The following is a 24180-nucleotide window of genomic DNA, read 5'->3' as shown; positions in this document are numbered from 1 at the left end:
TGTCTTAAAATTAATTATATTCAGACTTATAGGCGCTTTTTGGTGTTAAAATATGATAAGATGCATTTATTGCATATTGAAGTAATCAATTGAGGTGTTAACAGAGTGAAATTATCTTTAAATACAAATTCAAAATTTTTACGTGCCCCGAGCATCAGACAATTCTCCAGCAGAATTAAAAATATACCGGATTGTATCAATTTAACTATCGGCCAACCGGATTTCCCGATGCCTGAGGTTGTAAAAGAAGCTTATATCAAAGCAATTGAAAAGGATCAAACCAGTTATTCTCACAATAAAGGATTGATGGAAACAAGAACTGCTATTCGCGGCTACTTTAACCAACGTTACAATGTCGACTATACTGAAGAAGAAATTGTAGTCACAAACGGCGCAAGCGAAGCCATCGATACTGCTTTACGCAGTATTTTAGAACCTGGAGATGAAATTATTATTCCTGGTCCTATTTATGCCGGTTATATTCCGTTAATTGAAACATTAGGCGGACAACCTGTGTACATCGATACGACAACAACAGACTTTAAAATCACACCAGAAGCAATCAGAGCGCATGTGACGCCTAAAACCAAAGCGATATTGCTTAACTATCCGACAAACCCTACAGGTGTTATCTTGAGCCGTCAAGAAGCCGCAAACTTAGCCGAAGAGTTAAAGCAGCATGCTATATTCATCTTGAGTGATGAAATTTATGCGGAAAATACATTCAATGGTCAACATACTTCTTTAGCGGAGTTTCCTGAAATACGCGATCAATTATTATTAATCAGCGGCTTAAGCAAATCGCATTCTGCGACAGGCATCCGTATAGGCTTCTTACTCGGCCCTGAGTACTTAATAGAGAAATTGACATTCATGCATGCCTATAATACGATTTGTGCCAATGTACCCGCTCAAATTGCGTGTATCGCCGCATTAACCGATGGTATTGATGCGCCTAAAGCCATGAATAAAGCGTATAAAGAACGTTTGGCATATTTAAAGCAACGTTTATTAGATATGGGCTTTGCGATTGATGCTGAACCTGAAGGTGCTTTCTACATCTTCCCAAGCCTTGCGCCATTTAATATCGAAGATGATTTCAATTTTTGTGTGGACGCATTAGAAAAAGGACATATCGCTATGGTACCGGGCTCTTCATTCACAGATGCCGGTAAAGGACATGTCCGTATTTCGTACGCTTACGATTTAGATACCATCAAAGAAGGTATGAATCGATTAGAAAATTATTTAAATGAGTATGTAAAATAAAGCTTTTAAAAAGTGAGATAGTGCTATTTGAATAGTGCTACCTCACTTTTATTTTTTCGTAATATATCTCTTAATACTATCCCTAATAAATATTTTCGCTGTCATGGCAATGTACATTCCCTCTTCTTTCAATACATTCAGAATGATATCAGTCGTCTTTAGTTGATTCTAAGTTTCTGTCTGCGAATGTGCGCATCATGTTGTAGTATTCTAGTTTTTCATCGCTGTCTAGATTAAGCTGATCGATGACGTGTGTTGAAATGTTCTTGAACTTTGATTTTAACGCTTTCCCCTCTTGCGTTAAATGCAACACAACCTTGCGTTCATCTTCAGGCAATCTTTTTCTTCTGACTAAATCTTTCTTTTCTAAACGCTTAACGATGGGACTAATCGTTCCAGAATCTAAATACAATTTGTCGCAAAGTGTTTTCACATATATTTCTTCCTCATCTTCAATATAAGATAAGACAATATAATTAGGAAAACTGATGTTGTATTGCTTCAGATACTTATTGAAGCGATTAATCACTTCTTTGGTCGTGATATAAAAAAGAAAGCATAAATCATGATCTAAATCTTTTTTTGTACTTTTCGCCATAATTTTTTTCACCTCTACGTTAAAATATATTCAATTTAACAATGATTGTCAATGGAATAGTTTTATTTAATAAGTAATTTTGGACTTACTTTTTATAATTTGTTTAATACACACGACAAGTTAAACCAAGAATTTTGATTATGTTTTTAAAGTATTATACTGTTATTAATTTCACAGAGATACATTAGAGGCGCTTCATTACTTTTTCTTCTAATCTATGACAATTTTTATACAGAAAAACCCTGTTTAAAGAGCAATGTTTGTCCTTTAAACAGGGTTGAATATTTGATTGATATACCCCTAGAATATTAAGGGAATTTAGGGAATTGATCGAAGTCTGGTTTACGTTTTTCTTTAAACGCGTCACGGCCTTCTTTCGCTTCATCAGTTGTGTAGTAAAGCAATGTAGCGTCTCCTGCCATTTGTTGTAAGCCGGCAAGACCGTCTGTGTCTGCATTCATTGCTGCTTTTAAGAAACGTAAAGCTGTTGGAGAATGCTGCATCATTTCTTTACACCATTGTACAGTTTCATCTTCAACTTGGTCTAATGGTACAACTGTGTTTGCCATACCCATTTCTAATGCTTGCTGTGCATCGTATTGACGGCATAAGTACCAGATTTCACGTGCTTTTTTATGTCCGACAATTCTAGCTAAATAGCCTGAACCATAACCTGCGTCGAATGAACCTACTTTTGGTCCAGTTTGACCAAAGATTGCGTTATCTGCTGCGATTGTCAAGTCGCATACGACTTGAAGTACGTTACCGCCGCCGATTGCATAACCGCGTACCATCGCAATAACAGGTTTAGGAATCACACGGATTAAGCGTTGTAAATCAAGTACGTTCAAACGAGGGATTTGGTCATCTCCGACATAGCCGCCGTGGCCGCGTACTTTTTGGTCGCCGCCTGAACAGAATGCTTTGTCGCCTTCGCCTGTTAAAATGATAGTTGAAATACGTTGATCGTCACGTGCACGTGAAAAAGCGTCAATCATTTCTTGTACAGTCTTTGGTGTAAACGCATTGCGTACTTCCGGACGATTAATCGTCACTTTCGCTATACCTTCAAAAAATTCATATTTAATCTCATCATATTCTTTAAGTGTTTCCCACTGTCTAGCCATTTTGCTCCTCCTTATTTAAAAAACCTAATACTATTATATCAAATTGCTGCGCGTCTTCCACGTGAACCGTATGGCCCGCTTCTTCCACCACATGCAACTCGCTTCCTTCAATTGCTGCTTTCATCTTATGAGCAATCTCAACGAATTTCTCATCGCGTTCACCGACAATGAAGCAAACAGGCAGCATAAGATTAGAAAGTTCAGGCCATAAATTCGGCATTTGACCCGTACCATAATCACGCAAAGCTTTCGCTAAACCTTTCGGATCTTGCGCTAGACGCATCTCGCGATGACGCTTACGTTCTTCTTTTGTCATCTTGTCTGCTTGCGACGCAAACAACGGAAGTTTCTCCCAGTCATTGACGAATACTTCAAGCCCTGCAATTTCCAGCACTTTGGCACGTGCCTCATCCACTTGTTTGCGAGATGCTCTGTCTTCTTCATCCGCAATTCCCGGTGACGTACTTTCCAGTATCAAACCTTCAAGCGTTTGATGTCCGTGCAATGCATAATACAAAGCCGCACGACCGCCCATGGAATAACCATGCAGATATATTTGATACGGTTCAAATTGTGCCAGCACTTCATCCAGCGCATCACGTATAAATTCAAAATTCCATGTCTGAGCTGCATCGCTTTGATCTTGTCCGTGTCCCGGCAGTTCAATCGTTAAGACCGCTACTTTTTCAGTTAATGCTTTGATGTGCTGGTCAAACGTTGAAGCATCGCTGATGAATCCATGCAGCATCACTAATAAACGCTGAGACGTTGTTTTACTTTCATAAAAGTTATAATTCAACATTCGCAATATCACTCAATTTCTGATATAAAATTTGGTGCTGTTTTCGATTATCTTCGCGATCTGTACGAATTTCATAAACATACGATTCTAATTGTGATAAAGACGTATATTTAAAGTCTTCCACAGTATCTAGTAATTCATAACCGAAATCATACAACATCGCTGCATGTTTAAACTCCAAGTGTGTCGGTGTACCGAATAAGCGTTCAAAGTACTTTGCGGCTGATTGTTTTTGCGGCAAGTAAGAGAAGATGCCACCGCCGTCATTATTCAAAAGTACTATATTGATATGAATATCATTGAGTTTTGCCATCAATAGTCCGTTCATATCATGATAGAATGCCAAGTCTCCGATTAATAGCGTTACTTTTTTATGCACGGCCATTCCGATAGCAGTAGAGACCACACCATCAATTCCATTCGCACCGCGATTGGCATAAATTTCAGCTTGGCAATCGACAAACAGATTATCTACATCTCTGATTGGCATAGAGTTGCTGACAAATAAAGTATCTTCTTTTGTCATCTTATCTAATAAAATACCAACATTAGCAGCTTCATCTGTCGCATGGTCAATATAACTTTTCACCTCTGCGATAGCTTGGCTGTTCATATTCTGCCAACGTGTCATCCATTGTTTGCGATAAGCAGTCGGTACATCTCCAAGTGTTCTGAAGAAATCATTCGGTGTCATTTCAAAGGTAATATCTGCCGGTGTCGGAAAGGCATCAGGCTGTGCACTGTTTTGTACAGCAATTTGATAAGCATCCGTTGCTTTAAGCCATTGGTTCAGCTTTTTAGAAAGTACCGGCTTGCCGACACGAATCACAAAATCAACTTCTTTAGGATTAAGGCCTGCTCTGAATAACAAATCGTAAGTTGAAATAATATTCGGATGGCCGGATTGGCGCAAGCCGCTTAATGGACCTGCAAGTATAGGTAAATCATGCACAGTCGCAAACGGTAATAGTTCTCTGACATCTTGATGCTGCATATCTCCTACTACAACAAGGCCGCGTTTTTTCTTCAATAACGGCTTGATTGATTCAATCGTTGTTGTCTTTTGATATCTCGGAATGATTTTTTCATCCATTGTCAGCCATTCTGTCATTTCAAAATCCGGTGTCAACGGCTCTCTGAAAGGCAGATTGAAATGTACAGGGCCGCGTTTAGGTCCTGCAAAATATTGACTGGCAATCTGCATTTGATAGTCGATAACATCTAATGCACCATCAAAATCATCAGCCAACGGCATATCGAATTGATGTCTGACATAGTTTTGGAACATATTCACTTGATTTAGTGTCTGAGGTGCACCGATACCGCGCAATTCATGTGGTCTATCGCTTGTGAACACCACTAAAGGCAAGTTGCTGATGTCGCTTTCTGCTACTGCTGAAGTATAGTTGGTTGCTGCAGTACCAGAAGTACATAATATCCCGACAGGACGATTGCTGCCTTTAATCAAACCCAGCGCAAAGAAAGATGCACTGCGTTCATCTGGATGAATCCATGTCTTGATACCCGGATGTGCTTCAAAAGCTAATGCTAAAGGTGTTGAGCGTGAGCCTGGGCTGATCACAACTTCCCTGATGCCGTATGCATAGACTTCTGAAGCAAGTGTAAAGACTTGTTTGGTTAATTTAGTTTGATGATTATCCATGATTTTCGACTCCTAAAGCATTCATCATCGGAGTGAATTTAAGTGTCGTTTCATCTAATTCACTCTTTGGATCTGATTGCTTAATAATCCCGCAACCTGCATATAAAGTTGCTTGGTCTTGCTTAATCAGCATTGAACGGATTGCGACGATAAATTCGCAATTATCTTCCATATCAATATACCCTACTGGCGCACCATACAGACCTCTTGTTCCGAATTCTTTTTGTTCGATAAAGTCCATTGCTTTATCTTTAGGATAACCGCCTAAAGCAGGTGTCGGATGCAAACGATCCAGCAATCCGATATAAGTCTTGTCTTCAAGGTCGGCTGCAATCTCAGTATATAAATGGTAGAGATGGTCATTTTTTAAGATTTTCGGATGTGTATTATAATCCACTTTATTCACGTAAGGTGCGATATCGTCTAAGATACTTTGCACTACAAAATGATGCTCTTGTAAATTTTTACTGTCTTGCAAGAACGCATCAACATGTTTCTTATCTTGTTCTTCGTCAGATGTACGGCGGATGGTACCGGCTACTGCTTTTGTTGAAAGTACTTGATTTTCAACTTCCATCAGCTGTTCAGGTGTTTGAGAGAAGAATATTGACCCTTCTGATTGCATGACGAATATATAGCTGTTGGATTCGTTCTTCATCGCATTTTCTAAAATATAGGCAATATCGATATTCTGATCAAAACGAATCAAGCGTCTGCGTGCTAATACAATCTTTTCTTCGTCATTCATAGAATCAATCGCTTCTTGTACCAGCTCAAGCCACTCTTCTTTATAAATATCTTCGCTGCGTGAAATATTGCCGTTTGGTTGAGTCGGTTGTACTTTAGTATGTGCAACTTTGTCGACAATGTCATGCAGCACTTCAATATCGAATTCTTCTCTTAATACGGTATACGTAATATATGTGGCTGATTCATCCAATGTAATCAGTATTTTCGGCAGCACAAAATGATTTAACCCGAATTGCCGCCATTCATCATCTGATTTGTGACTGGAGAATTGGAAGCCTCCGCATACTTTCAAGTGATGTTTTTCTGAATCTGGATGGATGAGTGCAATATCATTTTTATAGTTTTCCCATTCACGGAAAATGGTTTGTTTATTTTCATAATCATTTTTCAGCTTTAAAAGCGCGTCGAACCCGAAAAAGGCTGTTTCGCCAGAGTTTTCTCTGAAATAGAAGCGGTCATCGGCCTTATCTTCTGTTATTTGAAACAGCATAATCGGATTGGTCGGTTGGTCAATTTTGACCTCCACTGAAACCCATTTTGTTTGGCTTTCATATATTGCGTCGAGAATTTGATCATCCTTGACACTTACAGTCATCTATCTCACTTCTTTCATCATTCTACTTATTCACATTATCTCATTGTATCATTTTTTAACTTCAACTGTACTTTGATTTGCACATTTAATAATTATTATTTCTACAAAATTTGACCTTTCTCTTTTCATTGCTTAAAATAAATTTATTAATCAGAATGCAGATATTTTAATATAGAATCTTTGTGTCTTTAAAATCCGCAGTCTGAAATTTGATATTTATTCAGTTTAAGAAGGAGAAACAATGTCAAAACAATATCAGGAATATTCTACTGTCCGAAAGTATTGGCTTTTGATGCGTCCGCATACTCTAACAGCCGCTGTAGTTCCTGTACTCGTAGGAACTGCAACTGCGAAATTATTTTTATTAGGTAGTGAAGACCATCTTAAATTAAGTTTATTCATCGCAATGCTGCTGGCATGTTTATTAATCCAAGCAGCCACAAATATGTTCAATGAATACTACGATTATAAAAAGGGATTAGACGACCATACCTCTGTCGGTATCGGCGGTGCGATTGTACGCAATGGTATGAGCCCTAAACTCGTCATGAACCTTGCGATTGCCTTTTACATCATCGCAGCAATCATCGGCTTGTTTATCGCCTCTCAATCTTCTTATTGGTTAATCCCAATCGGAATCTTGTGTATGGCTGTCGGCTATTTATATACTGGCGGACCTTTCCCGATTTCATGGACACCATTCGGTGAATTATTCTCAGGTGTATTCATGGGTCTGTTTATTATCTTAATTGCATTCTTTATTCAAACAGATAATTTACAAGGTTATGCAGTTTGGATCAGTGTTCCGATTATCATTACAATCGGATTAATCAATATGGCTAACAATATTAGAGACCGTGTTAAAGATAAAGCCAGCGGCCGCAAAACGCTTCCGATTTTACTAGGCAAGTCTAATGCTATCCGCTTCATGGCACTCATGTATATCGTTGCTTATGTTTGGGTCATCTACACAGTATTCTTTGTCCCAGGCGGTTCAATCTTTTACTTATTAGTACTGTTGTCATTCCCATTCCCAGTTAAAGCAATCCGTCGTTTCAAACGTAACGACACACCTGCTGAAATGATGCCGGCAATGGTCGCAACAGGCAAAACAAATACAGTCTTCGGACTTTTATATGCACTCGGTATTTATATCAGTGCACTGTTAGGCGGTATTTAATCGCTGACTTTTCGGAATGGAACATCGTGTTCCATTCCTTTTTTATTTTTTCTCCTTATACATGCTGAATGACCATATGATAATAATCATGACCGTATAAATCTATCTTTCCCTCGCGCTTGAATCCTAAGCGTTCATATAAAAGCATTGCACCTGTATTTACTAAATCACAACTTAAACTGATTTTGCGATACTTCGGATCTTCAATGACTGCTTTCATTAATTGCGTCGCAATGCCTTTCCCTCTGTATGCCTCAAAGACTGCGACTGTTTCAATATAGAGTTCGTCGTCTTCTGCTTCTTGCAGCGGTAATGGTGTCCCGATAGCTTTTGCCTCTTTCGGCAAATCCAGTTTCAACCAATTTTGTTCTAAAGTCATTTCATCTTTTCCGTAATAAGTCACGATACATCCCATGACTGTACCCTCTTCTTCATAGACACGTACATTTTTGTAATAGGTTCTATAAGGAATTTCTGCAATACATTGTTCTAACCAGCTGATTACTTGCGCTTTATCAAAACGTTGAACAATCGGCAATTCCATATCTTGCCAAATAATGTAACTCAATTCTGCTATAGCATGTTTATCTTCAGGTTTCGCTGCTCTAATCATAAAATTCTCCTTTAAATAGTTCTCTATATACTCTATTTTAACAATAATTTCGGTTGCCTGTTTATTATTTATCTTCACAAAGGGTTAAATTAGAAAATACGTGGTAAATCATCCATAATAGAAATATATTAAATTTGGTTTAAAGGAGAATAAGACATGAGAGTCAATAAGATTGTGTATATCGTGCTCGCATTGTTCCTAGGCAACTTTGGCGTGCATAAGTTTTATTCTGGACAAAACGGCCAAGCGATTTTACACCTAGCATTCTTTTGGACTGGTATCCCGCATGTTATTGCGATTATCAGTGCCATTAAAACATTGCTGTTCAGACCTGCAGATAAAAACGGCAACATCAAATTTTAACGAAGCATGGAGATGAAGTGATATGAATAAAGCAACAATTCTTTCGTACTTGCACGAAAATCCAAGCAAGTATTTAATCCTTTATATGGATAATGATAATGAAATCTCAGTAGAAGCTGTTGAAGAAGACTCAAATGCTGGTGTCTTGCACGTCACAGAACCTTCTGAGTACGTTGTAGATATCACCAAAATTTCATATTTTGAATTATTGCAGCGTTCGACGTATTAAGGATAAAGAAAGTTTAATTTAAGAAAAAATAAAGAACCTGGATGCTTGATTGTTATTAAAACAGTCAAACCATCCAGGTTCTTTTGTATAGCCCATTACGGGTGAAAAATCAGTAATAATACTACCGCTACGATTTGCGCAATCGTTGTGGTAATAATTCGACGCGTATAAAAATAGCTGATGGATAATATCGCCTGTACTATAAAAATAAAAATACAGAGCCAGATTTGATCAAAATAGAAAAAGAGCGAACTCGAAGCCAAGGCAGTAATCACAATCGCTGCCCAAGCCGGCAATTTAAGGTTTAGTAATTGCTTTTGCAATACTGTTCTCATATAGAGTTCATGACATGGAATGACAAATAACAATGTCACTAGAATCTGCCATTTAAAATAAACACCAGAACGTGATAAATCTTTAATTAAGGACTTATAAGTAATATCTGCAGACATCAACGACATAATTAATTGCACAATAATCAACGCAAGCGCTGTTAAGATACCTATACCTATAGACGTCAACAATCGCTTGGATTCTAAATCACGTTGATAAAAGACATAACTGATACCCGCAAACAACATAATACCTGTATAAAGATACCAGTATTCTTGGCGCTCTCCCCACATAATGATTAAGATTATATGGAATACTATAAAGCTTATTACAAACCACAATAATGCTTTTGTATTAGTTTTCATTCGTTTTTAACCTTCTTGATCAACTATCTTATAGCGTTTATGATTAATTACCGTTTTTTCAGGTAAATCTAATTCTTCAAAGTTTTTCATAATCGTTAAGTCAACAATAACTGAGTTATCGTTAATCTTTTCGACACGGCCTCTTAAACCGTCATAAAATTCTACAATATCTCCTACTTCTGCAACAGTCATTACAGGTCCTCCTTGAATTATACTATTCTATATTGTACTAAAATTCGCCCCTCAAATAAACAAATATCCTGTAAACACGTTATAATTGAATATGAAGTCCGACTAAGTTGCGAAAGGCAAAGTGTATAGTTGGCATTTTATCCTAAAATGCGTCATAAATAAAGTAACAAGCAAAGTATGTACAAAGGAGAGAATAAGCATGAAGTTTGTTAGTAATAAAGGTATTACAGACCCCAGTTTAAATTTAGCAATGGAAGAATATATATTAAAACATCTTCCGCAAGATAACGATTACTTCTTATTTTATATTAACCGCCCTTCTATTATTATCGGTAAAAACCAAAATACGATTGAAGAAGTCGATCAACATTATGTAGATGAACATAATATCGATGTTATTCGCCGTATTTCTGGCGGCGGTGCAGTATATCACGACTTCGGCAACTTAAACTTCAGCTTCATCACAGATGATGACGGCAATAGTTTCCACAACTTCAAGAAATTTACAGAGCCGATTGTGCAAGCATTGCGCAGTATTGGTGTTAACGCTGAAATGACAGGACGCAACGATATTCAAATCGGACCGGCAAAAATTTCAGGAAATGCGATGGTGAAAGTCAAAGAGCGTATGTTCAGCCACGGTACATTGATGCTGGACAGCGACTTAGACGAGGTCACAAACGCATTGCGTGTCAACCCTGCTAAAATCAAATCTAAAGGGATTAAATCTGTACGCAAACGTGTCGCAAACATTTCAGAGTTCCTAGATGAACCTATGGACATTGAGGAATTCAAAGAAATTATTTTAAAACACATCTTCGGAGAACATGAGGTAGAAGAATACCCATTAACAGATGAAGATTGGAAGAATATAGAAGCACTAAGCAATGAAAAATATCGCACATGGGATTGGAACTATGGTAAAAACCCTAAATACAACTTTGAACGCGAAGAAAAATTCGAGAAAGGCTTCGTTCAAGTTAAGTTAGATGTCAAACGCGGTCGTATCGAACATGCGAAAATCTTCGGAGACTTCTTTGGAGTTGGCGATGTAGCTGATTTAGAACATGCTTTAATCGGCAGCTTGCATAATTTTGAAAGTATCGAAGCAGCACTATCTGAATACGATATCTACCATTACTTTGGAGATATTCCAAGAGAAGAACTCATTCGACTTATGTCATAAAAATAAAATAATGCATACAAAAAAGGTCTATTCATTACTTGTTAGAAAATGAATAGACCTTTATTTTAAACAGGAACCTGACGACGAGTTAGCCAATTAAAACATCCTCCAATTGATTGTATTCTTCAGTGTAGCGATTGAATGCTTCTTCATCCTTTTCAACTAATGCTTGATCAATCAGCACCGCCAACTTTTCTTTACGTACATTACGCAATGCTTGGTCGATTACCAATTCTACCCCTAAATCATTTACATTGGCTACGAATGCTTGAAGCGTCCCATTTTTTACATTGATATTGTGATTCATTATAATCACTGCCTTTCTCTTTTTAATTTAACTATGAGTATACATGTCATTTTATCTAAAATCAATGAATATTCTGACTTTTTAAAAAATAAAATGTGTAATATTAATACAAAAGTTTCTATTGACTTCTCAAGGTGCTAGTATACAATAATTACATGATTAGATTTTTAACTTAAACTAATCTCTACCAATTAAATAGGAGGAAATGTTCATGGACGAACACTGTATCTTTAAAAGCGACGATATGGCTATGGTTCCGATTCGTACAGACCAGTATGGTGACCTGCACACACAAATTCTCACCTACAAAAAAGAACCGAGGATTGCAGCGCATACACCGCAAAAAACTTTAGAAGCTTCCTGCCGCTTCTACGGATCAACTTTCCAAAACCTTCGTTCCGACACCGCTCGGCTTTCTAAAATTAATAGTAAACCCCCTATTTTACTATCACCTGTTATTTCAATTTTTTTATTCTCTACACATTCAGAGCGCTCTGAAGACAATATCTGGATTAACATTGAATTTATCCAAGATGTCAAAGCATTAAAAAACAACGCAACCAAAATCACCTTCTCAGATGGTCAATCTCTTATCACTACAGCCACTGTACGTACTATTTGGCATCAGTATAAAAATGCGGCCTATTACGAACACATTATCCGCAAACGTGTTAAGAAGATTAAATGGAACACAGATAATCCCATTGACTACTCCAAACCTGCCTTAGATGTCTATGAAACACTATGTACCTACCTCGTAATAAATAACACACCAAAGGTCTAGGGTATTTTTAAACGATTTAAACACTTTGTTAAAATGCGGGATGTTTATATTGATTGAGTGTAAATGTTCCGCAACTTTTTCGTTATTTTCTCTTGAATTATTTTAACAGGTTGTTATAATAGTATTTGTGCTCGAAGAAATCTAATTATATTATTCCACAGTAGCTCAGTGGTAGAGCTATCGGCTGTTAACCGATCGGTCGTAGGTTCGAGTCCTACCTGTGGAGCCATTTTTGGAAACGTACTCAAGTTGGCCGAAGAGGCGCCCCTGCTAAGGGTGTAGGTCGCGAAAGCGGCGCGAGGGTTCGAATCCCTCCGTTTCCGTTAACATTTAACAGATACTTAAAAGAAACGCTGTATATACAGCGTTTCTTTTTTTATGTCTTAACATACGTTAATAATTTTAATTTTCGAATCTATTTTACCTCTTTCTTTTACAATCTTGATTACTGACACCTTAATGAGTAAGTTAACAGTCTAGTCAAAACAAAACAACCCACAATAACGTTAAAACTAAAATTAGCACCTAACCATTGTTTAATAGTTAGGTGCTTTAAATATTGATATATAAATTTTTATTTATTATCCCCATGCTACAAGGTTTTTTTCTGGAAAATAATTACGTTTTGTATTTGACCTAATACGTGAAAAAGCATGAATTAGATAATAATCAAATCCTTCTTCCTCTATCCCTGATTTTTCATATTCTACAATTTCAAGATTATCTATCTTTATTTTAACTAAGCCTGGCTTAATATTTTTATCACCTTCTGGATAATATAAATATATTGCATATTCACTGTTTAACTCTTTTAAATACATTCTTAATATTTTTCTAAACCTCCATGATACCCTTTGCTTCTTATTAGTAATCAAATCACTCTTAGATTTACTAATTTATCTTTTTCATCAAAAACTTCGATGAATTCAATCTCATGTTTTGGAATTTTGAGTAATTGATTCCACTTTTGAACTACAAAAATTTCCCTTTCCCAATTGTTGTCATCCAACTCACTATTAGCTACTCTTCCCTCTTCAGTAGTTTTATCTTTCTTCGTGACCTTCACTTGATTATCAATATACTCCCAAAAAGGCTTTAACGCTTTTTCTACTTGTTCATGTATCAAATCTAATAAGACTTGATTTTGAATTTTGATCATTATAAGGGCTTTTTGTAGGCTTGTTCCCCTCTTACATATTCGCCCTTTCATTATTAGCACGTTTCGCGTTTGGCATATTTCCTGATTCAAAATAAACTTATTCTCCGCATGATAGTCTATCAACAGCTTCTGGATAACCTACTTGACCATCTTCAACATCTAACCTTTCAGGCTTTTTTGCCTCTTGATATTCAGCCCGTAACTTATCTAAATATTCATAATCCATTTCCTCTATATTCCTTTACCTCACTACACCTATTGTACTGTATACTATATAATAAATATGTGCTCTAATATTATATTTAGAGTTGTTATACAGGAAAAGTGTAGTACGTTTTAACAGTGTTTGATTTCTGTTAATATTCAGAATCTTTTGTTGCTTTGAAGTATATTTCATGCTATGATTACGTCATTAATTCAATTTTACTTTAGTTCGGTAGAGAGTAAAAGCGTTAGGTGAAAGTGAGGAACTATAAATGGAATACATCGAATACCAAGATAAGGTGCTTAAAAGAAAAGAATTAGAATTGCGTTTTTTAAACTATTTCCAGTCGCATCAATATGAAGTGATTGATATGCATTTGATTGAACGTTTGAATTGGCAGCAATTAACTCAAGATGATTTAGAAAGTATGGGTACACGCAGTATATGGAAAAATGGTCAAAACTTCTTTGCGCTTCGCAATGACTGGACTGATCAGCTGCAGCATTATGTGCGTACTTATTCACTGAATCTTAAACAAGTTGCTTATGCAGGTCCTATCGCAAACAACGAGCATATCAGTACCAACTTAGGTATTGAAGTCTTCCATCCTTCTTATGAAGAAATGTTGACGAGCTTTCAATTGATGTTGCGTTTTATTCAACAAGAGATGAAACAAAAGGTAGATTTTGCGGTCATCGGCCACTATCAATTGTTGTCATTGTTATTAACAGAAGAAGAACGTACATCCAACATCTTACAGCTTATTAATGAGCGCAACCTTTCAGAGTTGAGCAAGCAATTGCCGAAAGGTCATAAATTAATTACTTTATTAAAACAACCGACACATTTACAGCTGGATTATATTCAGTCGCTTATTCCGAATGATCACCCGACTTATTTATCGCTTTTAAGATGGTCAGAAGAATTGAAACGTGCAGGTATTTCAACTATTCATTTAGATATTACAACAATGCCGCCGAAATCATATTATATCGGCAGTTTTATGCAGCTGTTCCAAAATGACCAATCAGAACCGATCATGTCCGGCGGTCATTATAATGGTGAAATTGATGGTTTCGGATTCGGAATTAAAATTGATTAGGAGGAAGACATTATGTTAACGATTGCCCTCAGTAAAGGCAGATTACTCAAGGACTTCATTAAATTTTTAGAACACAACAACAACCCTATCTGGGCAGAAGCTTTAAACCAACGTGAACGTAAACTTCAAATTACCGTAAAAGGTATTAAGTTTATTTTGGTTAAAGGTACAGATGTACCGACTTACGTTGAAGAAGGTATCGCAGATTTAGGGATTACCGGCAGTGATATCTTAAGCGAAAAGCCGAATCATAACGTCAACAACTATATCGATTTACCATTCGGACAATGCCATTTCTCAGTCGCTGCGAAACCAGAAGTGACAGAGATCCACCGTGTTGCGACCACTTACGTCAATACAACACGCAATTATTTCAACCAGCTTGGCCAAGATGTCAGTATTATCCCGTTATCAGGTTCTGTAGAACTTGCGGCAGTCGTGGATATGGTTGATGCGATTGTCGACATTGTCCAAACGGGTACCACACTTAAATCCAATGGATTGGAAGAACGTGAACATATCGGCGATATCAACGCTAAATTGATTACGAACAAACACGCTTTCTTCAGCAAATCAGCAGCAATCGAAAGTTTTATTCAACAATTGGGGGTTTCTATCCATGCTCAATAAAGAAGAATTTTATCAACAATTTCAAGATGTATCAGAAATCAAACAAGATGTCTTAGACAGTGTTAATACGATTATTCAAAAAGTTAAAGCCGAAAAAGACCAAGCACTCTTTTACTATAATGAACAATTCGATGGTGTCTCACTTTCGCAATTAGAAATTCCGCAAAGCGAAATTGATCAAAGTTTGGATCGAATCACACCTGAATTGAAAGCGGCTTTAACGCAAAGTTTTGAAAATATCAAAGCATTCCAAGAACGCATCAAACATGAAGATGTGATTGGAGAATATACCAGTGAAATCTACAACCCGTTAGAAAGCGTCGGTATTTATGTACCTGGCGGAAAAGCTGCTTACCCTTCTACCGTTTTAATGACCGCAACACTCGCTAAAGTGGCAGGGGTTGAAAATATTGTAGTAGTAACACCGCCGCAAGCTGAAGGTATTAAACCAAGTATCTTGGCTGCTTGTAAAATTGCCGGAGTCGACCGCGTCTTTCAAGTCGGTGGTGCACAAAGTATCGCAGCACTTGCGTTTGGGACAGAATCTATACCGAAAGTCGACAAAATCGTAGGTCCGGGCAACCAATTTGTAGCCGTAGCAAAACAATTATTATACGGCTATGTCGGTATTGATCAAATCGCAGGTCCAAGTGAAATCATGATTATCGCAGACGAAACTTCACAACCAGAATTTATCGTGCAAGATATCTTAGCACAGTCTGAACATGATGAACGTGCCCGTACATTCTTGCTTTCAACCAGCAAATCATTATTAGAAAAAGTAGAAGCATTATTGCCGGATGCGATTGAAGCGGCACCTAGAAAAGCAATTATTGAACCGAGTGTGCGTGACTTCCACTACCCTATTCTCACTCAAAATACTGAAGAGAATATTGAAATTGCGAACTACGTAGCACCTGAACATCTATCGATTCAATCTGAAAATCCAGAACAATACATCAATAAAATCAAATATGCAGGTGCAATGTTCTTAGGTTCTTATGCGCCTGAAGCTTTAGGCGATTATAATGCAGGACCTAGCCACGTCTTGCCGACAAACCAAACATCACGCTTTACAAACGGACTAACAGTCAACGACTTCCTTACCAGCCACTCGGTTATCCGCTTTAATCAAGAAGCGTTCAAAGACTACGCACAAGGCGCAATGGAGCTTGCACATGAAGAAGGCTTATACCAACATGAAGCCTCTGTCAAAGTAAGATTAGAAACGGAGGAATCTTAATGATATATATTGATAAAAACGAAAGTCCGATTCCAGCACTTTCTAAAGAAGAAATAAATGAAGTCATCAACACTAGTGATTTTCGTCTTTACCCTGAAACACAATACGATGCATTTTTAGAAGCATACGCTGCTTATTATAATTTGAACACTAATCAAGTCCTCGCAGCTAACGGCTCAGATGAATGGATTCAAAAATGTATGTTAGCACTGCCAAAAGGTCCTGTGTTGACACTCAGTCCTGATTTCGTTATGTATACAGAATTTGCGCATCAAACAGACCGTACTATCGAGTATGTCACATGCGATGCAGATTTCCGCTTCTCGCTTGACGCAATTTTAGCTCGTATCGATGCCGTACAGCCTGCATTCTTCATCATGAGCGTACCGCATAACCCTACTGGAGAGCAGTACCCTTATGCGTTCTTACAAGCCATCAGCGAGAAAATGAAAGCACTTGGCGGCTATTTTGTCATTGACCAAGCATATATTGAATTTGGCGAACCGATTGAAGTTCCGCTCGATGATCATATTATTGTCATGAAAACATTAAGCAAAGCCTTCGCATTAGCCGGCTTGCGTATCGGTGTGGTGATTTCTACACCTAAGACAATTCAATTGCTCAATCGTTTTGCGCATCCTTATCCGATGAGTACGCTATCTCTCAGATTAGCCGAAACCTTATTCAGAGATACAACACGTGTTGAATCATTGATTGCTGAACAACGTTATTTATGCCGAAAACTCAACGATATCTTCCATAAATATGCGAGCGACAAAATAAAAGTCGTACCCTCAAAAGCAAACTTTGTCTTCACTTACGGCGACAATGCACGCAGCTTAGGCAAATATGTAATGCAGCATGGCTTCCAGCCTCGTATTTATGATGAAGATAATTTAAAAGAAGCAGTGCGTTATTCTATCGCAACTGACAAAGAATTAGATCAATTAGCTGAAATTATTAAAGAATGGAGTGAGCAGTTTTGACCTATCAAAAACAACGAGCAACTAAAGAAACTAATATTGACGCGACTTTAGATTTTACCGGCAAGTCAGAAACAACGATTCAAACAGGTGTCGGTTTCTTAGACCATATGCTGACTTTATTCAGTTTCCACAGCGGTATCAGTGTACAGTTGGAAGTAAAAGGCGATACGTATGTCGATGACCATCACACTACAGAAGATATCGGTATTGTCTTAGGCCAATTAATCTTAGAAGCCGTCCGAGACAAAACATCTTTTACTCGTTACGGCACATTCTATATTCCGATGGATGAAACATTGGCACGTGTTGTCACTGATATCAGCGGTCGCCCATTCTTATCATTCAATGCGGAATTCTCAAAAGAAAAAGTCGGAACTTTCGATACCGAATTAGTCGAAGAATTCTTCAGAGCGCTTGTTATTAATGCGCGTTTGACTACACATATCGACTTGATTCGCGGCGGCAATACCCACCATGAAATCGAAGCTATATTCAAAGCCTTTGCGCGCAGCTTGAAAATCGCTTTAGCAGAAAGCGATTCAAACGGTGTACCGTCATCTAAAGGAGTGATTGAATGATAGCGATTGTAGATTACGGTGTCGGCAACATTAAAAATGTTGAACGTGCTGTTGCACATCTAGGCTATGATGCCAAATTAACACGTGATTTTGATGAAATCCGTGAAAGCTCGCATATCATTTTGCCGGGTGTCGGACATTTCAAAGATGCGATGACCGCTTTAAAAAATACCGGCCTCGATCAAGTGTTGATCGAACTCAAAGACAGCAAACCTTTTATCGGTATTTGTTTAGGGATGCAAGTGATGTTCGATCACAGTGATGAAGGCGACGTTGACGGCTTAGGAATGATACCTGGCCGCGTCGTCCCTATCCAAACAACTTATCCTGTACCACATTTAGGATGGAATAACTTAGAAAGTACACATCCCCTTTTACATCAAGATGTGTACTTTATCCATTCTTATTATGTCCAAACAAAAGCACCGATTATTGCGACAGCAGATTACGGCTTGCCGATTACTGCTATCGTACAATCCGATAATAAAATCGGAATTCAATTTCATCCGGAAAAAAGCGGTGATTTCGGATTAGAAATTTTAAATCAAGCATTGAAAGGTGGTTTTCTCCATGATTGAAGTTTGGCCCGCGATTGATTTAATAGACTCTACTAGTGTCCGTCTGACTGAAGGCGACTATGATACGAAAGAAGCAATGGCACGTACAGCAGAAGAAGCCATTGCCTTTTACAGCAAATATACATGTGTCAAACGTATTCATGTGATTGATTTGATTGCTGCGAAGACAAAGCAGCCGGTAGAAGCAGACTATATCGAACAGCTTGTCGGTTTAACTGAGTTGCCGATTGAAGTCGGCGGCGGTATCCGTTCTATCGAAACAATTGAAGATTACTTTAATAAAGGTGTTGCTTACACGATTGTCGGCACAAAAGGCATTCAAGATAAAGAGTGGTTAAAAGCCGCTGCACAGCAATTCCCAGGGCGTATTTATTTATCAGTCGATGCGTTTGTGGATGAAATTAAAGTCAACGGCTGGCTTGAAAATACCGGTTTGAACCTTTTTGACTTTGTAAAAGAAATCGAAGATGCGCCACTTGGCGGTCTGATTTATACAGATATTTCAAAAGACGGCAAATTAGAAGGCCCGAACTTTGAATTAACAAAACGATTAGCACAATCTACTTCATTGCCAGTAGTAGCTTCAGGCGGTATCCGCAGTGCAGAAGATTTAAAACGTTTAGAAGCAGACGGTGTCCATGCGGCCATCGTCGGCAAAGCCGCAAATACAGCATCATTTTGGGAGGGTTTAAATTGATTAAAAAGCGTATTATTCCCTGCCTTGATGTTAAAGACGGCCGTGTGGTTAAGGGTGTTCAATTCAAAGGTTTGCGCGATATCGGCCACCCAGTGAAGCTTGCAGAATATTATAATCAAGAGCTTGCGGATGAATTAGTATTCTTAGATATTTCACGAACAGAAAGCTGCCATCAAATGATGCTTGATATTATCGAAGAGACCGCTTCTAAACTCTTCATTCCGTTAACTATCGGCGGCGGCATCAGTTCTGTCGAAGATATTTCAATCTTGCTCAAACATGGTGCAGATAAAGTATCGCTTAATTCCAGCGCTTTACGTAATCCTGAGTTAATCCAAGCAGCCAGCCAAAAATTCGGTTCGCAATGTATTTGTATTGCGATTGATGCGAAATGGGAAGAAGACAAACAAGATTGGTTTTGTTACACACATGGCGGCAAACAACGCACAAATAAACGTGTATTGGACTGGGTTAATGAAGTCGAAGACTTAGGTGCCGGAGAATTATTAGTAACGAGTATGGATTATGACGGTGTCAAACAAGGTTTTGATCATCGTTTATTAAAACAAATCAATGACCACGTTTCGATTCCGATTATTGCTTCAGGCGGCGGAGGCAACGCACAGCACTTTGCGGATTTATTCAAAGCTACAGATGTATCTGCTGGTTTAGCCGCAAGTATCTTCCACGATAAAGAAACAACTATAGGTGCAGTCAAAGCATTTCTAAAAGACGAAGGAGTGAATGTCAGATGGCAGTAACACCAGACTTTTCAAAAGGATTAATCCCAGCAATCTTGCAGCATTATCAAACCAAACAAGTGCTCATGCTGGGCTATATGAATGAAGAAGCATATAACAAAACATTAGAAGATAAAGTATGCTGGTTTTATTCGCGCAGCAAAGGCCGTTTATGGAAAAAAGGAGAATCTTCTCATAACTATCAACACGTCGTCGACATTAAATTAGATTGCGATCAGGATACAGTCTTAGTAATGGTTGATCCAGACGGTCCGACATGCCATACAGGCGCAACCAGCTGTTTTAATACTACAACACCTTTCTTCATCGACAGTCTGCAAGATATTGTGCAATCACGTGCCGACAGTGATGATGAAAGCTCTTATACACACTATTTATTAAAATCAGGTGTTGAAAAGATTACTAAAAAATTCGGCGAAGAAGCATTCGAAGTCGTCATTGCCGCAATGAAAGACGATCAAGAGGAATTGACGAACGAAACAGCCGATGTACTTTACCATCTCTTTGTACTGCTTCATGCATGCGATGTCACTGTTGAAGATGTGAAACAAGTCTTACAATCCAGACATCAAAAAAGTGGCAATTTTAAAGGTGAACGAAAAGATATTCAAGATTGGTAAAACATCTTCATACATTAAGAAAAGCATGTGCTTGATTCTTTTAAATAAAAGAGTCAAACACATGCTTATTTTTATGATGAGTGTATAGCATTTGAGTTTAAATACATTATTAACCGATTTGGACTTTTTCTTTCGGATAATGATACAACACAGGTTCTTTGCGTCCGCCGACCATAAGTATGAAGGATATCAAGCCGACACGACCGATAAACATCAATACCATCAGTACTACTTTGGACATATCGCCGCCATCACTCGAGAGTCCGAGCGATAAACCGCAGGTTCCAAAAGCAGACATTACTTCAAAGAATACTTGAAGCACTGAGAATTTAGCACCTTCTGTTGCTTGAATAATTATAATAGATGCTAGTGTTAATATTGTTGCGACACTGAACACCATAAATGTCTTTTGAATATCCGAAGGCATAATCTCACGGTTGAAGACTTTAATCGTATTTCTTTCAGTATCCGTTCTGAAGTTCAGCATGAATAGGATTAAAATCGCAAATGTCGTTGTTCGAATCCCTCCGCCTACTGAACTTGGAGAAGAACCGATAAACATTAATACACCCATGAGCGAGTTCGTCGCATCTGTAAATTGTGTGATATCAAAAGTTTGCAGCCCTGCACTTCTCGTTGTCGTCGATTGGAACATGGCATAAAAGAGTGCTTTGTGCCAACTTGCACCTTTCAATGCGTGGCCGGACTCTAAGATTAAAATCATAATTGTTCCGAAGACGAATAATGCTAAGTATGTGATTGTCGTGATTCTCGCAAAGAGCGAGAAACGGAAGTTCGGATTTCTGTTACTGATGTATGCCTTGATTTCAAGTAATACCGGGAAACCGATTGAACCTAAAGTGATTAAAAACATCACTATCGTTTGTACAAAGTAATCATTTGCATAAGGAATCAATGAGTTCCCTGTAATATCAAGTCCTGCGTTCGTAGTGGATGCTACTGATACGAAGAAGCCTTGCATTAAAGCATACTGTATATCAGAAGTATCTCGATAAAAGTAGAATGCTAATAACAGCGCACCTACTAATTCAATCAGCAATACAGCTCTGACAATTTCGATAATCAGTTGTACTGCACCGCTCATTGTATGGCGGTTATTGTCTAGCATAATCATTTGACGTTCTCGCAAGCCGATGTGTTTGCCTAAAATCAGCCACAGCACTGTGCCGAGCGCCATAACTCCGACACCGCCGATATTTAAAATAATCATAATCACTATCTGCCCGAATGTTGAATACGTATCTGCTATAGTTACGGGCGTTAATCCAGTTACACTGATACCTGATACCGCCACAAATAAAGTGTCGATCGGATCGACCTTTACGCCGGGTTTAAGAACGTAAGGCAAGTTCAACATCAAAAAAGCAGCGATAATTGCTATAAGATAGAATAAGACAATACCTTGTTGAGGACTGGATCTTTTGAATAACTGATTAAAAATGGACAACTCTTTTCACCTCAACGTTACTTCAATTTAATCGTAATATCCTTAAGTTTACCATTTCTATATAGTTTTGCCGATATTGGTTTCAGATCATCTTTATGTTGGAATACAATCTGTCTATATCTTAAGTTATCTTCGATTTTTTTACCATCTAATTCTACAATAATATCGCCTGTTTTTAAACCTGCTTTTTCTCCTAGAGAATCGCTCGTGACTTCTCTGACCACCACACCTTGCTCTACATCTTTTGGTACATTGAATTGCGAACGTTCGCTGTCGCTTAATTCAGCTACATTTGAAAGCGCAACGCCTGTATTCGGATATTTGACATGTCCTTTTTCTTCGAGCTGTTTTGCAAGTTTGACTGCTTGATTAACCGGAATCGCAAAGGCCATACCTTCAACTGCAGGCATATCGATTTTCAATGAAACAATGCCGACTAACTTGCCGTTTTGATCCACTACGGCGCCGCCAGAGTTGCCTGGGTTGACAGGCGCATCAATTTGAAAGGCTCTTGTCAGCACATCATATTTTTGGTCTTTATCAATATCTACAGGCACATTACGGTTAAGTCCTGAAACGACACCATTTGAAATACTGCCTTTAAAATCTGCCCCTAATGGGTTGCCGACAGTGATGACGGGTTCTGCCAACTGTAATTGATTCGAATCGCCGATTTGAATTGCTTTGACGTCGCTGTCTTTTTCAACATCTGCTTTCACCACAGCAATATCAGAATATTTATCTTTGCCGATCACTTTGCCTGTTGTTTCTTTAGAATCATCATAAAGAATACGCTGTGTCTTTTTATCTCCTACTACATGACTATTCGTCAATATAAAAATGGAGTCGTCCACTTTTTTGTAGACGACACCTGAACCAATCTCATTATCAGATTTTGCTGTTTCCTTATCTACTGAGCTGGATTGCTTGCTCTTATTTTCAACTGTAACCACGGAGTGGATAGAACTTTTAGCTGCTTTCATCATAGCAGTTTGTTTCTTATCGCCGCTGCCGCTCAGTGTTACCACATCACCTGCTGTACCATCATCACGGTTTTGCAAGTTATGGAAAATCGCAAACAGTAAGAGTACTAAAATAATAACACCGATCGCAATCGCAATTTTAGCCCAATGTTTTTGGAAGAAAGCTGCTGCTTGGTTATTGTGTCCTTCTTTTTCTTCATTGTGTGCATCAGATGTTTCTCGTCTCTTTTGTTCAGGAGAAAATGCAGGTTTTGGTGCTGCTTTTGCATCTGTTGCATCCTCTTCTTTTTCTGATGCTGAGGCTTCTTTTTGATTTTTTACTGCTTCTTGTTTTGCACCTTCTGTTGTATCTGACGCCTTTTCTTTATGTATGCCTGTAATCGGCGACACAACTTCATTTGTACTTGCTGCTTGTGTTTCTTTTTCATCCTCAGGTGCTTCTTTGCCTTGTGCAACCGCCTGTTGATGGTTGATTTCTTCTTGTGTAAGCTTTTCGATACGTGCTTTTCTTAAATTGTCTTTAACACGTTCTTCATTATTCTTAGCTTGCATTGCTGCTTTTTCTTTTTCTTGCTGCTGCTGTTCTTTTTCTTGTTGAACACGCTGCTCTCTTTCTTCGTTATGGAAGAATTCCCGACGTTTTCGCTTATAATGACTTTTAGGAATGACTTGTTTTTCATCCGGCTGATGCTTGTCATTTGATTGTTTCTCTTCTGTCATCATTACGCCCCCTTCACTACAATCTTTCTAGTCTATTATGACACAATCTTTTATGAATTTCTTGTAAATTCGTGCTTATTCTCTATTTTCCTTG

The 24180-nt window shown here is 38.1% G+C and carries 28 protein-coding genes, 2 tRNA genes and 1 pseudogene; 17 read left to right on the top strand and 14 right to left on the bottom strand.

What is annotated here, in order from left to right:
• The first annotated feature begins 105 nt into the window (after positions 1-105).
• Positions 106-1269, top strand: coding sequence for an aminotransferase class I/II-fold pyridoxal phosphate-dependent enzyme (locus tag C7N65_RS06920; protein WP_105993746.1), 1164 nt, complete (start codon positions 106-108; stop codon positions 1267-1269).
• A 148-nt stretch (positions 1270-1417) separates the two neighbouring features.
• On the opposite strand, the gene C7N65_RS06915 is transcribed toward C7N65_RS06920, so the two are convergent.
• From C7N65_RS06915 to C7N65_RS06895, 5 genes are all read right to left on the bottom strand, one after another.
• Positions 1418-1867: a MarR family winged helix-turn-helix transcriptional regulator gene (locus C7N65_RS06915; protein ID WP_105993745.1), complete on the bottom strand. Its 450-nt coding sequence runs from the start codon at positions 1865-1867 to the stop codon at positions 1418-1420.
• Positions 1868-2175: 308 nt separating this feature from the next.
• Entirely contained in the window at positions 2176-2994 is an 819-nt protein-coding gene (gene menB / locus C7N65_RS06910; protein ID WP_105993744.1) for a 1,4-dihydroxy-2-naphthoyl-CoA synthase, read from the bottom strand.
• Positions 2987-3796 carry a 2-succinyl-6-hydroxy-2,4-cyclohexadiene-1-carboxylate synthase gene (gene menH / locus C7N65_RS06905; RefSeq protein ID WP_105993743.1) on the bottom strand — a complete coding sequence of 270 codons (810 nt, stop codon included), beginning with the start codon at positions 3794-3796 and terminating at the stop codon, positions 2987-2989. Before menH ends, menB begins: the two co-directional genes overlap by 8 nt.
• The gene (menD, locus tag C7N65_RS06900; RefSeq protein WP_105993742.1) at positions 3783-5459 is read right to left on the bottom strand and encodes a 2-succinyl-5-enolpyruvyl-6-hydroxy-3-cyclohexene-1-carboxylic-acid synthase; all 1677 of its coding nucleotides are present in this window, start codon (positions 5457-5459) and stop codon (positions 3783-3785) included. The genes menH and menD overlap by 14 nt, the downstream gene beginning before the upstream one ends.
• Entirely contained in the window at positions 5452-6804 is a 1353-nt protein-coding gene (locus tag C7N65_RS06895) for an isochorismate synthase (protein ID WP_105993741.1), read from the bottom strand. Before C7N65_RS06895 ends, menD begins: the two co-directional genes overlap by 8 nt.
• A 241-nt stretch (positions 6805-7045) precedes the next feature.
• Here C7N65_RS06895 and C7N65_RS06890 point away from each other — a divergent pair, with 241 nt between their 5' ends.
• The gene (locus C7N65_RS06890) at positions 7046-7984 is read left to right on the top strand and encodes a 1,4-dihydroxy-2-naphthoate polyprenyltransferase (RefSeq protein ID WP_105993740.1); all 939 of its coding nucleotides are present in this window, start codon (positions 7046-7048) and stop codon (positions 7982-7984) included.
• Positions 7985-8039: 55 nt separating this feature from the next.
• On the opposite strand, the gene C7N65_RS06885 is transcribed toward C7N65_RS06890, so the two are convergent.
• Positions 8040-8597 (bottom strand): GNAT family N-acetyltransferase, encoded by a 558-nt coding sequence (locus C7N65_RS06885; RefSeq protein WP_105993739.1) that lies wholly within the window; start codon positions 8595-8597, stop codon positions 8040-8042.
• 156 nt (positions 8598-8753) lie between these two features.
• Here C7N65_RS06885 and C7N65_RS06880 point away from each other — a divergent pair, with 156 nt between their 5' ends.
• Together C7N65_RS06880 and C7N65_RS06875 are read left to right on the top strand one after the other, a co-directional pair.
• Positions 8754-8960, top strand: coding sequence for a TM2 domain-containing protein (locus C7N65_RS06880; protein WP_105993738.1), 207 nt, complete (start codon positions 8754-8756; stop codon positions 8958-8960).
• Between the two features lie 22 nt (positions 8961-8982).
• Positions 8983-9189 carry a hypothetical protein gene (locus C7N65_RS06875; RefSeq protein ID WP_105993737.1) on the top strand — a complete coding sequence of 69 codons (207 nt, stop codon included), beginning with the start codon at positions 8983-8985 and terminating at the stop codon, positions 9187-9189.
• 95 nt (positions 9190-9284) lie between these two features.
• Here the strand turns inward: C7N65_RS06875 and C7N65_RS06870 are convergent, their stop codons facing one another.
• Together C7N65_RS06870 and C7N65_RS06865 are read right to left on the bottom strand one after the other, a co-directional pair.
• Positions 9285-9887 carry a type II CAAX prenyl endopeptidase Rce1 family protein gene (locus C7N65_RS06870; RefSeq protein WP_105993736.1) on the bottom strand — a complete coding sequence of 201 codons (603 nt, stop codon included), beginning with the start codon at positions 9885-9887 and terminating at the stop codon, positions 9285-9287.
• Positions 9888-9893: 6 nt separating this feature from the next.
• On the bottom strand, positions 9894-10079 hold the full coding sequence (locus C7N65_RS06865) for a YkvS family protein (protein ID WP_095106140.1): 186 nt from the start codon (positions 10077-10079) through the stop codon (positions 9894-9896).
• A gap of 199 nt (positions 10080-10278) precedes the next feature.
• On the opposite strand from C7N65_RS06865, the gene C7N65_RS06860 reads away from it, so the two are divergent.
• Positions 10279-11265 (top strand): lipoate--protein ligase, encoded by a 987-nt coding sequence (locus tag C7N65_RS06860; RefSeq protein ID WP_105993735.1) that lies wholly within the window; start codon positions 10279-10281, stop codon positions 11263-11265.
• A gap of 88 nt (positions 11266-11353) precedes the next feature.
• On the opposite strand, the gene C7N65_RS06855 is transcribed toward C7N65_RS06860, so the two are convergent.
• Positions 11354-11572, bottom strand: coding sequence for an IDEAL domain-containing protein (locus tag C7N65_RS06855; protein WP_105993904.1), 219 nt, complete (start codon positions 11570-11572; stop codon positions 11354-11356).
• A 211-nt stretch (positions 11573-11783) separates the two neighbouring features.
• On the opposite strand from C7N65_RS06855, the gene C7N65_RS06850 reads away from it, so the two are divergent.
• The 3 genes from C7N65_RS06850 (at position 11784) to C7N65_RS06840 (ending at position 12679) form a co-directional block, all read left to right on the top strand.
• Positions 11784-12356 carry a competence protein ComK gene (locus tag C7N65_RS06850; RefSeq protein ID WP_105993734.1) on the top strand — a complete coding sequence of 191 codons (573 nt, stop codon included), beginning with the start codon at positions 11784-11786 and terminating at the stop codon, positions 12354-12356.
• Positions 12357-12510: 154 nt separating this feature from the next.
• Positions 12511-12585 (top strand) — tRNA-Asn (locus tag C7N65_RS06845).
• 5 nt (positions 12586-12590) lie between these two features.
• A tRNA-Ser gene (locus C7N65_RS06840) sits at positions 12591-12679 on the top strand.
• A 258-nt stretch (positions 12680-12937) separates the two neighbouring features.
• On the opposite strand, the gene C7N65_RS06835 is transcribed toward C7N65_RS06840, so the two are convergent.
• The 3 genes from C7N65_RS06835 to C7N65_RS12820 form a co-directional block, all read right to left on the bottom strand.
• A complete protein-coding gene (locus C7N65_RS06835) occupies positions 12938-13177 on the bottom strand; it encodes a hypothetical protein (protein ID WP_234019055.1) in 240 nt (79 codons plus the stop codon).
• 50 nt (positions 13178-13227) lie between these two features.
• Positions 13228-13515, bottom strand: coding sequence for a hypothetical protein (locus tag C7N65_RS06830; protein WP_158698107.1), 288 nt, complete (start codon positions 13513-13515; stop codon positions 13228-13230).
• 97 nt (positions 13516-13612) lie between these two features.
• The gene (locus C7N65_RS12820; RefSeq protein WP_267894446.1) at positions 13613-13741 is read right to left on the bottom strand and encodes a hypothetical protein; all 129 of its coding nucleotides are present in this window, start codon (positions 13739-13741) and stop codon (positions 13613-13615) included.
• Positions 13742-13991: 250 nt separating this feature from the next.
• On the opposite strand from C7N65_RS12820, the gene C7N65_RS06825 reads away from it, so the two are divergent.
• The 9 genes and pseudogenes from C7N65_RS06825 to hisIE all read left to right on the top strand — a co-directional run bounded on the left by C7N65_RS06825 (position 13992) and on the right by hisIE (position 20915).
• Positions 13992-14822: an ATP phosphoribosyltransferase regulatory subunit gene (locus tag C7N65_RS06825; RefSeq protein ID WP_105993732.1), complete on the top strand. Its 831-nt coding sequence runs from the start codon at positions 13992-13994 to the stop codon at positions 14820-14822.
• A gap of 12 nt (positions 14823-14834) precedes the next feature.
• Positions 14835-15452 carry an ATP phosphoribosyltransferase gene (gene hisG, locus C7N65_RS06820; RefSeq protein ID WP_105993731.1) on the top strand — a complete coding sequence of 206 codons (618 nt, stop codon included), beginning with the start codon at positions 14835-14837 and terminating at the stop codon, positions 15450-15452.
• Entirely contained in the window at positions 15442-16695 is a 1254-nt protein-coding gene (hisD, locus tag C7N65_RS06815; protein WP_105993730.1) for a histidinol dehydrogenase, read from the top strand. The genes hisG and hisD overlap by 11 nt, the downstream gene beginning before the upstream one ends.
• Positions 16695-17706 (top strand): annotated as a pseudogene (locus tag C7N65_RS06810) (pyridoxal phosphate-dependent aminotransferase). The gene hisD and the pseudogene C7N65_RS06810 overlap by 1 nt, the downstream one beginning before the upstream one ends.
• On the top strand, positions 17678-18259 hold the full coding sequence (gene hisB / locus C7N65_RS06805) for an imidazoleglycerol-phosphate dehydratase HisB (protein WP_105993728.1): 582 nt from the start codon (positions 17678-17680) through the stop codon (positions 18257-18259). Before C7N65_RS06810 ends, hisB begins: the two are co-directional and overlap by 29 nt.
• Positions 18256-18837 carry an imidazole glycerol phosphate synthase subunit HisH gene (hisH, locus tag C7N65_RS06800; protein ID WP_105993727.1) on the top strand — a complete coding sequence of 194 codons (582 nt, stop codon included), beginning with the start codon at positions 18256-18258 and terminating at the stop codon, positions 18835-18837. The genes hisB and hisH overlap by 4 nt, the downstream gene beginning before the upstream one ends.
• Complete coding sequence (gene hisA, locus C7N65_RS06795) at positions 18830-19534, top strand: 1-(5-phosphoribosyl)-5-((5-phosphoribosylamino)methylideneamino)imidazole-4-carboxamide isomerase (protein WP_105993726.1); 705 nt, start codon at positions 18830-18832, stop codon at positions 19532-19534. Before hisH ends, hisA begins: the two co-directional genes overlap by 8 nt.
• A complete protein-coding gene (hisF, locus tag C7N65_RS06790) occupies positions 19531-20295 on the top strand; it encodes an imidazole glycerol phosphate synthase subunit HisF (protein WP_105993725.1) in 765 nt (254 codons plus the stop codon). Before hisA ends, hisF begins: the two co-directional genes overlap by 4 nt.
• Positions 20286-20915 (top strand): bifunctional phosphoribosyl-AMP cyclohydrolase/phosphoribosyl-ATP diphosphatase HisIE, encoded by a 630-nt coding sequence (gene hisIE, locus C7N65_RS06785; protein WP_105993724.1) that lies wholly within the window; start codon positions 20286-20288, stop codon positions 20913-20915. The genes hisF and hisIE overlap by 10 nt, the downstream gene beginning before the upstream one ends.
• A 109-nt stretch (positions 20916-21024) precedes the next feature.
• Here the strand turns inward: hisIE and C7N65_RS06780 are convergent, their stop codons facing one another.
• Together C7N65_RS06780 and C7N65_RS06775 are read right to left on the bottom strand one after the other, a co-directional pair.
• Positions 21025-22383: a TrkH family potassium uptake protein gene (locus C7N65_RS06780; protein ID WP_105993723.1), complete on the bottom strand. Its 1359-nt coding sequence runs from the start codon at positions 22381-22383 to the stop codon at positions 21025-21027.
• Between the two features lie 17 nt (positions 22384-22400).
• Positions 22401-24086: a S1C family serine protease gene (locus tag C7N65_RS06775; RefSeq protein ID WP_415918791.1), complete on the bottom strand. Its 1686-nt coding sequence runs from the start codon at positions 24084-24086 to the stop codon at positions 22401-22403.
• Positions 24087-24180: the final 94 nt, after the last annotated feature.

This window comes from Staphylococcus simulans, from assembly GCF_002994445.1.
GTDB lineage: Bacteria > Bacillota > Bacilli > Staphylococcales > Staphylococcaceae > Staphylococcus > Staphylococcus simulans_B.
This window is presented reverse-complemented; position numbering and strand designations above follow the sequence as displayed.

What these genes read in the sequence shown, in the direction of transcription:
- C7N65_RS06915 (WP_105993745.1), bottom strand. Translation starts at nt 1,867, where the DNA reads ATGGCGAAAAGTACAAAAAAAGATTTAGATCATGATTTATGCTTTCTT.
- menB (WP_105993744.1), bottom strand. Translation starts at nt 2,994, where the DNA reads ATGGCTAGACAGTGGGAAACACTTAAAGAATATGATGAGATTAAATAT.
- menH (WP_105993743.1), bottom strand. Translation starts at nt 3,796, where the DNA reads ATGTTGAATTATAACTTTTATGAAAGTAAAACAACGTCTCAGCGTTTA.
- menD (WP_105993742.1), bottom strand. Translation starts at nt 5,459, where the DNA reads ATGGATAATCATCAAACTAAATTAACCAAACAAGTCTTTACACTTGCT.
- C7N65_RS06895 (WP_105993741.1), bottom strand. Translation starts at nt 6,804, where the DNA reads ATGACTGTAAGTGTCAAGGATGATCAAATTCTCGACGCAATATATGAA.
- C7N65_RS06890 (WP_105993740.1), top strand. Translation starts at nt 7,046, where the DNA reads ATGTCAAAACAATATCAGGAATATTCTACTGTCCGAAAGTATTGGCTT.
- C7N65_RS06885 (WP_105993739.1), bottom strand. Translation starts at nt 8,597, where the DNA reads ATGATTAGAGCAGCGAAACCTGAAGATAAACATGCTATAGCAGAATTG.
- C7N65_RS06880 (WP_105993738.1), top strand. Translation starts at nt 8,754, where the DNA reads ATGAGAGTCAATAAGATTGTGTATATCGTGCTCGCATTGTTCCTAGGC.
- C7N65_RS06875 (WP_105993737.1), top strand. Translation starts at nt 8,983, where the DNA reads ATGAATAAAGCAACAATTCTTTCGTACTTGCACGAAAATCCAAGCAAG.
- C7N65_RS06870 (WP_105993736.1), bottom strand. Translation starts at nt 9,887, where the DNA reads ATGAAAACTAATACAAAAGCATTATTGTGGTTTGTAATAAGCTTTATA.
- C7N65_RS06865 (WP_095106140.1), bottom strand. Translation starts at nt 10,079, where the DNA reads ATGACTGTTGCAGAAGTAGGAGATATTGTAGAATTTTATGACGGTTTA.
- C7N65_RS06860 (WP_105993735.1), top strand. Translation starts at nt 10,279, where the DNA reads ATGAAGTTTGTTAGTAATAAAGGTATTACAGACCCCAGTTTAAATTTA.
- C7N65_RS06855 (WP_105993904.1), bottom strand. Translation starts at nt 11,572, where the DNA reads ATGAATCACAATATCAATGTAAAAAATGGGACGCTTCAAGCATTCGTA.
- C7N65_RS06850 (WP_105993734.1), top strand. Translation starts at nt 11,784, where the DNA reads ATGGACGAACACTGTATCTTTAAAAGCGACGATATGGCTATGGTTCCG.
- C7N65_RS06835 (WP_234019055.1), bottom strand. Translation starts at nt 13,177, where the DNA reads ATGTATTTAAAAGAGTTAAACAGTGAATATGCAATATATTTATATTAT.
- C7N65_RS06830 (WP_158698107.1), bottom strand. Translation starts at nt 13,515, where the DNA reads ATGATCAAAATTCAAAATCAAGTCTTATTAGATTTGATACATGAACAA.
- C7N65_RS12820 (WP_267894446.1), bottom strand. Translation starts at nt 13,741, where the DNA reads ATGGATTATGAATATTTAGATAAGTTACGGGCTGAATATCAAGAGGCA.
- C7N65_RS06825 (WP_105993732.1), top strand. Translation starts at nt 13,992, where the DNA reads ATGGAATACATCGAATACCAAGATAAGGTGCTTAAAAGAAAAGAATTA.
- hisG (WP_105993731.1), top strand. Translation starts at nt 14,835, where the DNA reads ATGTTAACGATTGCCCTCAGTAAAGGCAGATTACTCAAGGACTTCATT.
- hisD (WP_105993730.1), top strand. Translation starts at nt 15,442, where the DNA reads ATGCTCAATAAAGAAGAATTTTATCAACAATTTCAAGATGTATCAGAA.
- hisH (WP_105993727.1), top strand. Translation starts at nt 18,256, where the DNA reads ATGATAGCGATTGTAGATTACGGTGTCGGCAACATTAAAAATGTTGAA.
- hisA (WP_105993726.1), top strand. Translation starts at nt 18,830, where the DNA reads ATGATTGAAGTTTGGCCCGCGATTGATTTAATAGACTCTACTAGTGTC.
- hisIE (WP_105993724.1), top strand. Translation starts at nt 20,286, where the DNA reads ATGGCAGTAACACCAGACTTTTCAAAAGGATTAATCCCAGCAATCTTG.
- C7N65_RS06775 (WP_415918791.1), bottom strand. Translation starts at nt 24,086, where the DNA reads ATGACAGAAGAGAAACAATCAAATGACAAGCATCAGCCGGATGAAAAA.